15 protein-coding genes are annotated in these 13,500 nt (G+C 31.3%); 1 reads left to right on the top strand and 14 read right to left on the bottom strand.

Annotated features, from left to right (window positions below):
• Positions 1-17: 17 nt before the first annotated feature.
• Positions 18-911 carry a DMT family transporter gene (locus SPD90_RS05750; protein ID WP_320924601.1) on the bottom strand — a complete coding sequence of 298 codons (894 nt, stop codon included), beginning with the start codon at positions 909-911 and terminating at the stop codon, positions 18-20.
• 149 nt (positions 912-1,060) lie between these two features.
• Between SPD90_RS05750 and SPD90_RS05745 the strand changes: the two genes are divergently transcribed.
• Positions 1,061-1,696: a DUF5052 family protein gene (locus tag SPD90_RS05745; RefSeq protein ID WP_320924600.1), complete on the top strand. Its 636-nt coding sequence runs from the start codon at positions 1,061-1,063 to the stop codon at positions 1,694-1,696.
• 75 nt (positions 1,697-1,771) lie between these two features.
• Here the strand turns inward: SPD90_RS05745 and SPD90_RS05740 are convergent, their stop codons facing one another.
• The 13 genes from SPD90_RS05740 to SPD90_RS05680 all read right to left on the bottom strand — a co-directional run bounded on the left by SPD90_RS05740 (position 1,772) and on the right by SPD90_RS05680 (position 13,400).
• Positions 1,772-2,758, bottom strand: a complete 987-nt coding sequence (locus SPD90_RS05740) for a serine hydrolase domain-containing protein (RefSeq protein WP_320924599.1) — start codon at positions 2,756-2,758, stop codon at positions 1,772-1,774.
• 145 nt (positions 2,759-2,903) lie between these two features.
• Complete coding sequence (gene deoC / locus SPD90_RS05735) at positions 2,904-3,581, bottom strand: deoxyribose-phosphate aldolase (protein WP_320924598.1); 678 nt, start codon at positions 3,579-3,581, stop codon at positions 2,904-2,906.
• Positions 3,582-3,656: 75 nt separating this feature from the next.
• Positions 3,657-4,562 carry a carbohydrate kinase family protein gene (locus SPD90_RS05730; RefSeq protein WP_320924597.1) on the bottom strand — a complete coding sequence of 302 codons (906 nt, stop codon included), beginning with the start codon at positions 4,560-4,562 and terminating at the stop codon, positions 3,657-3,659.
• A gap of 2 nt (positions 4,563-4,564) precedes the next feature.
• Positions 4,565-5,218: a deoxyribose-phosphate aldolase gene (deoC, locus tag SPD90_RS05725; protein ID WP_320625408.1), complete on the bottom strand. Its 654-nt coding sequence runs from the start codon at positions 5,216-5,218 to the stop codon at positions 4,565-4,567.
• A gap of 27 nt (positions 5,219-5,245) precedes the next feature.
• Positions 5,246-5,851 (bottom strand): AAA family ATPase, encoded by a 606-nt coding sequence (locus SPD90_RS05720; protein WP_320924596.1) that lies wholly within the window; start codon positions 5,849-5,851, stop codon positions 5,246-5,248.
• 73 nt (positions 5,852-5,924) lie between these two features.
• Positions 5,925-6,764: a class II fructose-bisphosphate aldolase gene (locus tag SPD90_RS05715; protein WP_320625406.1), complete on the bottom strand. Its 840-nt coding sequence runs from the start codon at positions 6,762-6,764 to the stop codon at positions 5,925-5,927.
• 64 nt (positions 6,765-6,828) lie between these two features.
• Entirely contained in the window at positions 6,829-7,227 is a 399-nt protein-coding gene (locus SPD90_RS05710; protein ID WP_320625405.1) for a tetratricopeptide repeat protein, read from the bottom strand.
• A 102-nt stretch (positions 7,228-7,329) separates the two neighbouring features.
• Positions 7,330-8,613: a PTS ascorbate transporter subunit IIC gene (locus SPD90_RS05705; protein ID WP_320625404.1), complete on the bottom strand. Its 1,284-nt coding sequence runs from the start codon at positions 8,611-8,613 to the stop codon at positions 7,330-7,332.
• A gap of 73 nt (positions 8,614-8,686) precedes the next feature.
• Positions 8,687-8,977 carry a PTS sugar transporter subunit IIB gene (locus SPD90_RS05700; RefSeq protein ID WP_320625403.1) on the bottom strand — a complete coding sequence of 97 codons (291 nt, stop codon included), beginning with the start codon at positions 8,975-8,977 and terminating at the stop codon, positions 8,687-8,689.
• Between the two features lie 21 nt (positions 8,978-8,998).
• Complete coding sequence (locus SPD90_RS05695; RefSeq protein WP_320625402.1) at positions 8,999-9,433, bottom strand: PTS sugar transporter subunit IIA; 435 nt, start codon at positions 9,431-9,433, stop codon at positions 8,999-9,001.
• A 30-nt stretch (positions 9,434-9,463) separates the two neighbouring features.
• A complete protein-coding gene (locus SPD90_RS05690; protein WP_320924595.1) occupies positions 9,464-11,422 on the bottom strand; it encodes a BglG family transcription antiterminator in 1,959 nt (652 codons plus the stop codon).
• A 423-nt stretch (positions 11,423-11,845) separates the two neighbouring features.
• On the bottom strand, positions 11,846-13,042 hold the full coding sequence (locus SPD90_RS05685) for an FprA family A-type flavoprotein (protein ID WP_320924594.1): 1,197 nt from the start codon (positions 13,040-13,042) through the stop codon (positions 11,846-11,848).
• Positions 13,043-13,226: 184 nt separating this feature from the next.
• The gene (locus tag SPD90_RS05680) at positions 13,227-13,400 is read right to left on the bottom strand and encodes a (2Fe-2S)-binding protein (protein ID WP_320924593.1); all 174 of its coding nucleotides are present in this window, start codon (positions 13,398-13,400) and stop codon (positions 13,227-13,229) included.
• Positions 13,401-13,500: the final 100 nt, after the last annotated feature.

The raw sequence follows: 13,500 nt of genomic DNA, 5'->3' as shown, positions 1-13,500 counted from the left end.
TAATTATTTTAATATTGTTATTTATTTTCAACATGTATTATTTTTTTGTTTTTTGCAAATATCATATCAGAACACTCTGCAAATATTGCTCCACAAATAATCAATACAGCACCTATAATTTGAGGTAAACTCATGACTTCACCTAATATCAATACTGAAAATACAACTGCTGACAACGGCTCTAAATAACCACATACAGCGACTGTCTGAACTGGCAAGTCGGAAATTGATGAAAAATAAAGATAACACCCTATCGCTGTATTAACTAAACCTAGTATAAAAATAGGTATCCAGCTCGAAGCAGGTACATCTATCACAAATCCCTGTTTAAATCCAATAAATACTGCAACTACTACAAATCCTGCTACAAGCTGTATTGTAGAAATTTCCAATCCAACGATATCCTTTGCTTGTTTGTTAAATATAATCATTAATGAGTACATTAACGCCGCCATAGCTCCACAGAACAAGCCAAATTTAATATTTCCACCATGTGATATTCGACCGTTGACAAGCAAAACTCCACAAAATACGGTAATAAACCCTAAAATCTTAGGTAAAGTCAATTTTTCTTTAAATAAAATCGGTGAAACAATCATCACTATTATCGGTCCACAATAAAATACAAGTGAAGCAATACTGACACCTATTTGTTTATAAGCCTCATACACAAACATCCAGCTAAGTCCCATCGCGACTCCAGATAGTATGGCGAAAAATGTCTGTTTTTTATATTTCTTAAAAGAGACTTCTCTCTTAGAAAATATAAATATCGATACCAACATCAAGCTCCCAATCAACGTTCTAAAAAACACAATTTCATAGCTTGAAAGCGATATATAGCTCGCAACGACACCGTTTGTTCCAAACAAAAGCAATGAAAAAATATATTTTAAATATGCTCGCTTCATAATCCCCTCTCCTTTACTTGTAATTTTCATATTTTAAGTGTATCATAGGTTTAAATATTATAAAAACGAATATTTATCATAATTAAACGGCTTACAATCGGGAATAATTCGCATCGGAGCATCTAATAACCAAGGGGGATAATAAAAAAATGAAGAAAATTTTAAGAAAAATTGTATGTTTAGTAATGTGTATGATGTTTATATTTAGTATTACAGGATGTGCAAAATTTAATTCAAAAATCAATGATATTAAAGGTAATTTAAAAGGAAATGGATATACAATTCATACTTATGACAATTATGGAAAACTAGTCCTAACAACAAGTGGCGAAAAAATCAACATAAAAGGTAATGCAGTTGAAACGACTAATTATGACAGTGATGGAGATGTCATCACTGGCTATGAGATGTCCTCTGTCATAACTATTAATATTGATGGAAATCAAATTCAAAGCTGTGGAGATACTTGTATATTTGAACAAAAAGGATTAAAACCATCTGTTGATTTTACAAAAGAAGAAATCAATAGTACTTCAAATAAAGGTATTTCTGATTATACTTATGTATCAAATATTGTGAATAAATACAAAAATATGTTTGGAAAATCAAGAGTGGTAGTTATTAAATCTCAGCTCGGTCAACCAATTACTGGTTATTCCGGAGATGAAGTTTATTGGGAAATTCCAAAAAATCTTCCAAAGATGACAAAATTAATGATTGATGGAAAGGCTCTTTATATTCATAGGGCTAATTTTCAAATTATCGATACAGAATTATTAGACTAAAGTTAGGCAAATAAAATCATAAGAGTAGCTAGAATTTCTAACTACTCTTTTTTATAAAAAATATAGACTAAATCACTATTCACAATCCTCAAATATCGGCTCGATATACTCTTTTATAAAGTCTATCCTGTCTGTTACATTTGGAACGAAAAAGGCTACTATAGATACTACTATTTTTTTGTCTTCATTGACATATATGATATTTCCGCCATCGCCCATAGCTGCGTATCCGTGTTCATCGTCATCATTAAGCCACCATAGATATCCGTATGGCAGATTTTGTTCTTTCCAGCGGCTATGTTCTGTTGTACTGTCCTTAATCCATTTTTCGGATACGATTTGTTTTCCGTTGTAGATTCCGCCATTTAAGTATAGCTCGCCTATTTTTGCCATGTCCATAGCTGTTAGAGTTAGTCCCCAGCCTGCTGCATTTGTGCCAGTAGGGTCGGCAACCCAACCGCTGATATCGCTTGATTCGTAAAATGCCATCTGCTCTTCTTTGCTATTAAATGTTATATTGCCAGCTACGGTGATTCCAAGCGGTATAAATAGATTTTCTGTAGCAAAATCTAGCACGGATTGTCCAGTTATTTTTGCGAGAATGCCTGATAAAATGTCTGGTCCTATTAATGGAGCATAACTAAATTCTCCTATTTCACCTTCGCCTCCTAGTAAGTCGAGTGCGAAGTTCACCCAGTTGTCGCTTGTGAAATATTTTTCATAAGGTGGAATTACATACTTATATGGTACTGTCATCGTCAAAAGGTTTTCGAGTGTGATATTTTGTATTGCTTTTTCTCGTTTTTTGACTGTGTAGTCTGATAAAAAGTCTAGTACCTTTTGATCGATACTTTTGATATAGCCCTTGTCTATAGCTATTCCAACTAAGATTGAAATTATGCTTTTTGTGACTGAGTAAACATGTATTGTGCTAGATGATGTGCATCCGTTAAAGTAGTTTTCATATACAGTGTTTCCATCCTTTAGCACAACTACCCCTGCGATATTTTTGTAATCGCCTTTTATTTTGTTTTCTAATTCTAAAATTTTATGGCTGCTCATTTAAATCTCTCCCTTCAGTTTTTCTATCTTTATCTTATAGCTTTACCTAAGGACAGAGTCAACACGATAAATTTTAGATAACACAAGCCTAAAAAAAGTGCCGATAAATAAATTTAATTCTATTTAACAGCACTTTCTTTTAATATTATTTTTCATTTGCAGCTTTAAATTGTTCTATTATTTTAAAGCTACTACTTGTTCCTATACGCTCTGCACCTGCTTCTATCATAGCCTTGCAAGTTTCCCAGTCGCGTATTCCTCCTGCAGCTTTAACCTTTACATCTTCGCCAACTGTTTGTTTCATTAATTTTACATCCTCAATTGTTGCTCCTGAAGTACCAAATCCAGTACTTGTTTTAATAAAATCTGGTTTAACTTCCTTGGCGATTTCTGCGACCTTTTTAATTTCGCTTTTTTCAAGATAGCAGTTTTCAAATATAACCTTAGAAATTACATTATTCTTTTTACAAATACCAACTATTGTCTCCATCTCTTTTTTTATGTAATCGTAATTTCCATTTTTTAATTCGCCAATGTTTATAACGTAATCAATTTCATCAGCACCATTTTTTATAGCATCTTCAGTTTCAAAGGCTTTGACTTCGATTGATGTTTGTCCTAGAGGGAAAGATATTGCCGCACCAACGTGTACCCCTGTTCCTTCTAGAAGCTTTTTACATAATGAAACTGGACTTGAATTTATCGCTACCATAGCAAATTTATTATCAGCAGCTTCCTTGCATAATTTTTCAAATGATTTTTCATCTGCAAAAGGCTTTAACAATGTATGATCAAACATACCGCATAAATCTTGTAACTTCATAATTAATCCTCCTCTTAAAAAAAAGAAGTGTTGAAAAATAGATTTAATTCTATTTGACAATACTTCCTTTTACTATTATTTTTTAGAAACTAAATCTAATTGCTTTTCGACTTCAGCCAGCGTTGGTATAGAGATTTGTCCACCCATGCTTTGTACTGAGATTGCTGATGCCATAGAGCTTTTTTTCAATATATCTAGAAGCTCTAGCTTTTTATCGATTCCATATGCAAATGCTCCGTGGAAAATATCTCCTGCGCCGTTAGTGTCGATTGCCTTTACCTTGTACGCATCTAGGTGAATTAGCTCTCCGTCCATTTCGTATAGTAGACCTTTTTCCCCTAGAGTGATTACTGCTTTTTTGTTGTTTATTTTCTTCACTTCGGCGAATATTTCCTTGCATTCTTCCCAATTTTCAAGGTTCACAGCTTTTCCAGTGTATTGTCTGGCAAAATCCTCTGAGCACACGATGTAGTCGACTTCCTTTGCAACTTGGTAAGTGCTCTCTCTGTATGTACCGGCATCTACTACTGAAATGGCATCTGGGTATTTTTTAATAGCAGCTATACTGACTTCTGGCTCATGTCCATCGCTTAAAATAACATCTATTTTTTCGTCTGGAAGCGTGAAATCTAAACCGCTCTTTTCTCCAGGGAAATTAAATAGAGTTCTATTTCCGTTTTGTTGATTACATAGAATAAAACTGTATGGAGTTGAAATTTTATCGTCTTTTATTAGGTAGTCTATATTTACACCTGTGTCGACTAAAATTTTTCTAAGCTGATCTCCGTAGTAGTCTTTACCAATTCTGCTAACTAGATAAACTTCAGCGCCCCATAATGAGCATAAGTAAGCTGAGTTTAGGGCAGGACCTCCTCCACATTCTACTTTGTCTGTGATTCTGTATTTTTGATTTTCAACGATACTGTCTTGCATAGGGACTAGGATGTCGTATGCAGACTGACCTATACACATTATAGCCATTTTTATTTCTCCTTCTTAGCAATTTTTACTAATCTACTTGTTCCAAGTCTATCAGCACCAAGCTCTACAAATTTTTCTGCATCTTCAAATGAAGAAATTCCTCCAGCTGCCTTTATCTTTACATTTTCTCCTACATTTTTTTTGAATAAAGCTATGTCTTCAAAAGTAGCTCCTGCTGTAGAAAATCCTGTAGATGTTTTTATATAGTCTGCTCCTGATTTTGTAACGATTTCACACATTTTAATTTTTTCTTCTTCTGTAAGTAGGCAAGTTTCTATGATTACCTTTAATATAAGATCGCCACAAATTTCTTTTAGCGCTTTTATTTCGTTTTCTATTTCGTCGTATTTTTTATCTTTTAAATCTGATATTGAAATCACCATATCGATTTCATCAGCACCGTTATCTATTGCATCCTTTGTTTCAAATTTTTTGACCTCTGTTGTTTGATATCCGTTTGGAAATCCTATAACTGTGCATATTTTTAAATCATCTCCAACGTATTCCTTTGCTCTTTTTACAAATGAAGGTGGAATACAAACTGAAGCAGTTTTATATAGACAAGCATCATCACAAAGTTGTTTAATTTGTTCCCATGTAGAAGTTTGTGCTAATAAAGTGTGGTCTACCATTCCTAAAATTTTACTTTTTTCCATATCATCTTCCCCCTATAATTTTAGTATCTAATCTATAAATTTTGATATATCACTTAAAATTTGATCATAATCTATTTTACTATAATCAGTCACATCTATTTCAATTAATTCGCCTAATTGGAATTTATCGTAGCCTTTATTTTCACATCTATCTTTAAATATCTCAAAAGTAACAAAGCAATCGCCCTTTGTTCTATCCTCTAGCACATCCCCCTTATGATAGCAGCTGACCATATGTGATAGATGTCTAGATGAATCGTTGTCTCTTTGGATTGATCTTTGATATAAAGTTGGTATATCTCCAATTAATCTGATAGTAAGCACCCTGTAGTCGTGCTTTTTAGATAAATCGTCTAAAGTTCCCTTTTGCTTATCGCTAAATGGATAATCAGATATTATCATCTCAGATTTTTCCATCTTGTTATCTATAGTTTCATAGTATTTTTGCCAGCTCATTTGCTCTATCTTTACTTTTTCCTCTAGATTATTAAATCCATATTCGTCAAATAATTCTTCCTTCATAGTATCCTGAGATACAACTTGAAATTCTGGGTATTTTGCTAGTATTTTATTGCATAAAAAAGATTTTCCTGTAGCTGGATATCCAGCTAATAGTATTAGTACCTTCTTCATAATTATTCTCCTTTAACCAAATAAACGGGTTAATTGTTACAATTAGCCCGTTTAAATTTAAGATTATTTTATATTACATTTTGAATAAAGTTGCTTTATCTATTATAATATCTTTTATTTTTTCGTTTGCAGGCCCTAAAAGTTTTCTTAAAGAAGTTAAAGGTGTTGCATCTGGGAATGTAGTGTTTACTACTTCTATGTAAGATTTGTTTAATTCAGTTCCTACGTTTATTTTCTTCATTCCTTCACGTACGCAACGTTTCATATCTTCATCAGATACTCCAGTTCCACCATGTAAAACTAATCCTGTATCTCCTAATTTAGCTTTTAATTCAGTTAATAATTCATAGTTTATTTTAGCTTTTGATTTGTATTGACCGTGAGTAGTTCCTATAGAAACTGCTAATGCATCAACACCTGTTTCTGTAGCGAAGTATAATGCATCTTCTGGTTTAGTATACATTGCATCGTCTTTTGCAACTACTACACCTTCTTCAGCTCCACCTATAGAACCAACTTCACCTTCTACTGAAACTCCTCTTTCGTGAGCATATGCAACTACTTCTTTTGTATTTTTTATATTTTCTTCTATTGGTAATGAAGAACCATCGTACATAACTGAGCTGTATCCACAGTCTATAGCTTTTTTAAGTTTTTCTATGTCTTTGCAGTGGTCCATATGTAATGCAACACTTACTGTTGATTTTTCTGCTAATGCTTTTACAGCTGCTATTAATGGTTCAAATCCTATATATTCAGCTGTTCCAAGTGAAGTTTGTATTATTATTGGAACATTTATTTCTTCTGCTGCTTTTATCATAGCTGGTAGCATTTCAAAGCAGTGTAGGTTGAATGCTCCAACAGCTCCTTTTCCTTCATTTTCTTTGAATAATTCTATTAAATTCTTATACATTACTCTGTCTCCTTTTTATGCTTTTATATGTATTTTTTATATTTTATTTACTTTTTTAAGTATTTTATGCTTTTCCGCGTATTACGTCTTTTGATAATTGCATCAAGCTGTTGATTTTATCCATGTACATCTTAACTTGATCTTCATCCTTAGAATCTGAAGCTTCTTTTCTCTTAATGTTGTAAAGCTTTAATAAATCTGTATATGCTTTTCCTAGCTCTTTATTTTCTTCTAAGCTTGTTTCATACATTTCTATAGCTTCAGAAATTTTTTCCGCTTGAAAATATAAAGATCCTAATTTATTTAAGCATTCAATACGTTCTTTACCTGATAGTGATTCTAATTTTGCTTTTTCACTTTCTATTGTCTGTAATATTTCTTCTATATTAAGTGTTTTTTCAACCTTTGTTTCTTTACTTTTTTTCTCTGCTTTATCTTTTTTCTTTCCGAATAAAAAGAACATGTAAATTCCTCCTATTACAACTTTTAATTAATTTATAACTACTAGCTAATTATATTTCTAACAATTAGCTAGTAGCTGTTAAATTTCTAAAAATTAATTATCCTAGAATCCGAAAACTCCTGTAACTGATTTAATTAACATGAAGAAGAATGCTGTTACTACTGTATCAACGTCTGTACAAGTAGTTCCTATAAATCCTATTTCAGCTAACATTGGAGATAACATAGCTGGTAAGAATGTTATGAATATACCATGTGCTATACAACCAATTGCAACCCCTCTTCTACCACCTACTTGGTTAGCGAATATACCTGCTGTACCACCTGCGAAGAAGTTAGATAATACTCCTGGAAGTACCATTGGTAATCCTACTAAAGGTGTAGTAAACATACCTATTATTGATCCTATTGTAGTGAATATGAACCCTAATATTACTGCATTTGGTGCATATGGGAATAATACTGGACAGTCTAATGCTGGTACTGAATTTGGAACTAATTTCATTGATATACCTTGGAATGCTGGTACGATTTCAGCAAGTAACATACGAACACCTGTCATTAATACGTATACACCAACTACGAATTGCATACCTTGTAAGAATGCATGTACCATGTAGTTTGTGCTTCCACAGTAATCTGCACAAGCTGCTGGTCCTGCAAATGCTGCTGTTATTAAGTATAAAGGAACCATAACTACCATTACTGATAGATAAGTATCTTGCATAAATTCTAAGCTTTTTGGTAATTCTATATCTTCTGTTGATTTAGAGTTTCCTCCAGTTAATTTTGCTACTAATGCTGTGAACATATATCCTATAGTACATAAATGTCCTAATGCTATATCTTCACTACCTGTGATCTTCTTAACTATAGGTTGTGCAAATGCTGGCATGAATGTTGCGAAGAATCCACCTACTATACTACCTGCAAGTATTAGTGGTAATCCTCTTAATCCACAGTAGTAAGCAAATACTGCACATAAAGTTGCTTCCCATAATAAAGCTTGACCTGTTAAGAATATGTATTTAAATTTAGTAAATCTTGCTATTAATATATTTACTATGAATATACCTGCTAAAGTAATAGCTATTTCACTACCAAGCCCTAATTCGTTCATGGCTTGTCCGTTTATACCTTCTATTGAAGCTACTATACCTTGAAGTCCAAATGCTGATTGGAATATATCACCAAAGTATGTTAATGAACTTACGATTACTGAAGAACCTGCTGATAATACTAGGAAACCTAACATAGTTTTCATAGTTCCTGATACTACTGTTCCTAATGGTTTCTTTTGTAAAACTAATCCTAATAATGCTATTAGTGCTATTATGATTGATGCTTGAGTTAAGATATTTTTGATTATAAAATCTAATGCTGCCATAGTTTTTCCTCCCTTTTTATTAAATTGTTATGATTTATAATTTGATAAATTGCTTTTAATGGGCTCTTTGATTTTAAAGAGCACCTAATTCTTGTAAAACTGGAACTAATTTTTCTTTTATTTCTTTTTTGTCTACTAATCTGTTTAAGAATATTTTTGGACAGCTTATAGAATATCTTTCGAATTGTTTTTCGAAGTTTTTACCTGATATTACTATATCTGCATTTGCTCCTGAAACACTTGAGATATCAGTGTGATCTAGCTTAGCTTCTACACCTAATTCTTTTAAAACTGCTTCTACACTCATTTGACAAGCAAAACTGCTTCCTAAACCTGCTCCACATACTGCTAATATTTTTAACATAACTACTCCTCCTTAATATTTTTATTTATTAATTAATTTTATTAATTCGTCATATGTATCGACTTTTGCTATTTCATCGATCATGCCTTCATTTATAAATTCCATTATCATTCTTAGAACATCTAAATGACTTGCATTATCTACTGCTGAAAAGCATATTAGTACTTTTACTGCACTTTCATCGCCTTCGAAATGTACAGGCTCTTTTAATGTAATTAAACTACATCCTATCTTTAGTGCTCCTTTTTCTGGTCTTGTGTGAGGAATTGCTATTCCATCTGCTATTACAATGTATGGTCCGAATTCTTTGACTGAACTTATTATTGCATCTACATATGATTCTTTAGCGCATCCTTGTTCGACTAGCATGCTTGCACCTGCTCTTACTGCTTCCTCCCAGGTACTAGCTTCGACTTTTAATTTAACATTTTTTTCTGTTAATATTAATTTATCCAAAATTTATCCCCCCTTTTTGGTTCTTTGTATTTATTGCTGAGTTTTATTCAATTCTGATATGAATTCCTCATAATTTCTATTTTTTATTAATTTCATAACACCTTGCTGAGCTATCAGGTAGTTGTATAGCTTTTTAAATACAACCTCCCAAATATCGTATTTACTCTTTGGAATGCTGAATAATAAAACTACCTGTACTTTTTCTTCATCCCATAAAATCGGCTTCTTTAAAATCATTATAGATACAGCAGCTTCTGTCATATTATGTGCTAATGCATGTGGTATAGCTACTAATCCACCTAATTCAGTTGTCGCCATTTCTTCTCTTTTAAAGATTGATTCCTTTACTGCTTCAGATATATAGCCATTTTCTAGCATTTTATCTGTCATGAATTCTAATACAGAATTTTTATCCTTAAAATCCACGTTACAGAAGAATAACTCAGGCTTAAAGATTTCCTTATAATCTATTTCATTAGAACCTTTTTCTGTGTCATCAATCATTTTTTCTAGTTGATCAATATCTTTTTCTTCTAAAAATAATTTAATCTTTTTAATTTTAGGACTAGAGAAGTTTTCCAATTCAACTGTAGTAAACACTAAATCAACACTATCTATCAATTCTTGGCTTACATCATTCATTGAACATGTTTTTACAACTTCAACCTTATTATTTAGATTGTTTTGTATCTTTTCCTTTAGAAGCATCGCCGTTGCAACACCTGCAATACATACGATAGCTACCTTTTTTCTCTTTCGATTTTTATTTAAGCCCTTTCTTTCTAGTGAAGCCCCAAAGTGCATCGCTAAAAATCCTATTTCACTTTCCTTTGCCTTTAGGTTAAATTTCTTTTCAATTATTTCACCTGCTATAACAGCTAGTTCAAAAGCCAGTGGATAAGAATTTTTTATAGAATCTAAAAACTCATTTCTTATATTCATATCAAATCTAAGTCTTTGAAGTGCTGAATTTAAATGCATAGCCAATCCATTTATTAATTGTTTATCATCTGATAGGTCTATTTTTGTTTTTTCCTTAATAGTAGCTAAGATATACTGAATCTCTGGCTTGTATGTATATTCACCATTGATATCTTCAATTAAAAATCTTTGACTAGAAATTAAATGCTGTGTTAAATAATAAACTTCATCGCCTAGATCAATATTCAATTTTTCTTTAAGCTGTAAAATTACCTCCTGAGCACATTTAAATTCATCAGTTAAAGTAAATGCTCTAATCTCTTCTATAGGATATTTGACAACTTTTTTAAATTTAAATCTTTCTAACATTATCAAAGTATGGTTTACTAGGTTATTAAAAGATATATCAGTTAATTTCAAATTGTATTTTTTAATATTTTCAAGTAGTATTTCTTTTACTATTTTTATTTCATTTGCTGAAAAAATATTTTCAAAGAACTGCTTTCTTTCCTTTTTTGTTTTTGTTTTATCATTGAAAATATAATCTGAAATACAATATCTTATTTTAGCTTCTTCGCCAATAATTCTGACTCCATACGTTTTTGTTATACTTACCTTTAAATCGTATTTTTTTAATACTTTATCTACTGATCTTAAGTCTTTTTTCAAGGTTGAATTACTTATAAATAATTCCTCCTCTAAATCAAATAAATCAAATTTTTCTTCTTTATTTAGAGCTCTCAGCAATAATTTATTAATTATATATAATTCTCTATCTTTAGGTTCAGAAGGAATAATATTCTGAGATTCTACTTTTGCTTCTGAAGATTCTAATGATTTCAAAAATTCTTCATATCTAGCGTAATCATTGATTTTTAAAAAATATCCTTGGCCTACTTCTGATTCAATTTCAGCTCCCGCATCCTTTAAAATAGAGTTAAGCTCTTTGATATCGTTTCTAATAGTTCTGCTAGATACTCCTGTAGATAAAGCAAGACTATCACCTTTTATTTTTTCTTGAGTTTGTCTTAAAATATTAAATATTTGCTTTAATCTCTTATTTATCATTTTTCCTCTCCCCTTATTATAATTTTATTATATATAATTCTTTCTTTTGTATATAGTCATTTAATTTCCTCTTTACTGCGGAAATTTTTTGTTAAAACTTATACAAAATTTACTGAAGAAGATATCGTTTATATGATTTTTTGTATTTTATTTATTTGCTTTTCTTATTTTAAATTATATATAATTTGTGTTTATAGATATAGTCATTTAATTTCCTCTTCAGTGTGGAAAAAAAGTAATCGTTTTTTCAGTTAAATAAAATTATATCAATATACATTTTTTTGTACAACAAAATAGTTATGCTATAGTATTCTAATATTGTAGAACTTATTATAAAATTAAAAAGCCTATATGAATTATCGCTAATCCATATAGGCTTTCTAATATTACACTTAAAAAATTATATTCTATTTCAATCGCTAATTATTTTAATAATTTAGCGTATTCTTTACCAGCTTCTACGCAAGCTTGTAGAGTTTCATCATCTGGGAAGAATTTTTTCTTAACAGTTTCCACTGGCATCTTGAATCCCATAGCCTTTAAAGCAGCTTCAGCTATTGATACACCTTCACCACTCCATCCGAAAGAACCAAATACACCTGCTATAGTTCCTTTGTTTGCCATTGGGTCTATGCTAGCGAATAAGTCCCACATAGGTTTAACCATTGATCTGTTGATTGTTGGAGAACCTAATACTACAACTTTAGATGCTAGGAATATGTCATGCATTTCTTGTGCGCTTAGTTGTTCTAAGTCGTATAAATCTGGTTCAACGCCTTCTGATTTAGCACCTTCTACTATCTTTTCAGCCATTTGTTTAGTGTTTCCATAAGCTGATAGGTAGAATATGCTCATCTTGTCGTTGTTAGTAGCTGCTACAGCTTCTTTTGACCATTCTACATATCTTTGAACTTGAGCCATTGGTTCTTTTGATAAAATTGGACCATGTGAAGTTAAGATTGTATCGAAGTCAAGACCTAATTTAACAACCTTGTCTACTCCCTTTAATACGTCAGCAGCAAATGGTTTAACTATGCAGTCGTAGTAAACTTTTGAAGCTTTTAGGTAGTCTTCGTTGTTTACAGCAGCGTCTGCTTCATAAGATCCGTAGTGGCATCCGAAAGCGTCACAAGTTAATAATAATTTGTCTTCTTCTATATAAGTAAACATTGTGTCTGACCAGTGAAGCATTGGAGCAGTGACAAATTTTATATTTCTCTTACCTATATTTAAAACATCACCATCTTTTATAGTTTGAACGTTGAATGGTTTGTTTAATTGGTTAGTTAAGAAGTTTTTAGCAGGAGTAGTACAATAAACTACTGCGTTTGGATTTTTTTCTAAAACGTAAGATAAACTACTTGCGTGGTCTGGTTCAGTATGATGAACTACTATGTAGTCGATATCTTCAATTGGAGTTACCTTTTCTATATTTTCAAAGAATTCATCCTTGAAATTTGATTTTACAGTATCAAATAAAACTGTTTTTTCGTCTTTTATTAGGTATGAATTGTAAGTTGTTCCGTATTCAGTTTCCATTATTATGTCGAATACTTCTAGTGCTTTGTCTTCAACACCTACGTAATAAACATCTTTTTTTATTTCAAAAACATTACTCATAAATTTTTCCTCCTAATTTAGAATTAATTTCTCTATATTTATTATAAACAAAATCGCTGTGAAAATAAATTATAACTTATATTTTATGCTTTAATCTGTTTCTTAAACGTTTTCAATATTGCACTAAAAAAGGTGTTCCGATAGTTGTAATTGAAACACCTTTTTTAAATTTACGAATGTGATATTATTTTAATAATTCATCTAATATTTCTTGTATTTCGTCTTCACATCCACCGCATCCAGTTGATGCTTCAGTCATTTCTTTGATGTCGTCTACAGTTTTAGCACCATCTTCTACTGCTTTTTTAATAGTTGAGTAGCTAACTTCCATACAATTACATATTTGTCTATCTTCCATTTTTTTACCTCCATGTTATTTATTAACATTTTTTATTTGTTTTATATATACCCACCTTGGATATTCTAAAACACCTTTTCTACTTTTTATTATAGTTTTT

This window comes from Intestinibacter sp. (assembly GCF_034113885.1).
GTDB lineage: Bacteria > Bacillota > Clostridia > Peptostreptococcales > Peptostreptococcaceae > Intestinibacter.
The sequence above is the reverse complement of the archived record's forward strand: the minus strand, read 5'-3'. Positions and strand labels throughout refer to the sequence as shown.

Coding starts and splice junctions, on each gene's coding strand:
- deoC (WP_320625408.1), bottom strand. CDS start 5,218: ATGGAAAAAAGTAAAATTTTAGGAATGGTAGACCACACTTTATTAGCA.
- SPD90_RS05705 (WP_320625404.1), bottom strand. CDS start 8,613: ATGGCAGCATTAGATTTTATAATCAAAAATATCTTAACTCAAGCATCA.
- SPD90_RS05715 (WP_320625406.1), bottom strand. CDS start 6,764: ATGTATAAGAATTTAATAGAATTATTCAAAGAAAATGAAGGAAAAGGA.
- SPD90_RS05740 (WP_320924599.1), bottom strand. CDS start 2,758: ATGAGCAGCCATAAAATTTTAGAATTAGAAAACAAAATAAAAGGCGAT.
- SPD90_RS05720 (WP_320924596.1), bottom strand. CDS start 5,851: ATGAAGAAGGTACTAATACTATTAGCTGGATATCCAGCTACAGGAAAA.
- SPD90_RS05750 (WP_320924601.1), bottom strand. CDS start 911: ATGAAGCGAGCATATTTAAAATATATTTTTTCATTGCTTTTGTTTGGA.
- deoC (WP_320924598.1), bottom strand. CDS start 3,581: ATGAAGTTACAAGATTTATGCGGTATGTTTGATCATACATTGTTAAAG.
- SPD90_RS05745 (WP_320924600.1), top strand. CDS start 1,061: ATGAAGAAAATTTTAAGAAAAATTGTATGTTTAGTAATGTGTATGATG.
- SPD90_RS05680 (WP_320924593.1), bottom strand. CDS start 13,400: ATGGAAGATAGACAAATATGTAATTGTATGGAAGTTAGCTACTCAACT.
- SPD90_RS05730 (WP_320924597.1), bottom strand. CDS start 4,562: ATGGCTATAATGTGTATAGGTCAGTCTGCATACGACATCCTAGTCCCT.
- SPD90_RS05685 (WP_320924594.1), bottom strand. CDS start 13,042: ATGAGTAATGTTTTTGAAATAAAAAAAGATGTTTATTACGTAGGTGTT.
- SPD90_RS05710 (WP_320625405.1), bottom strand. CDS start 7,227: ATGTTCTTTTTATTCGGAAAGAAAAAAGATAAAGCAGAGAAAAAAAGT.
- SPD90_RS05690 (WP_320924595.1), bottom strand. CDS start 11,422: ATGATAAATAAGAGATTAAAGCAAATATTTAATATTTTAAGACAAACT.
- SPD90_RS05700 (WP_320625403.1), bottom strand. CDS start 8,977: ATGTTAAAAATATTAGCAGTATGTGGAGCAGGTTTAGGAAGCAGTTTT.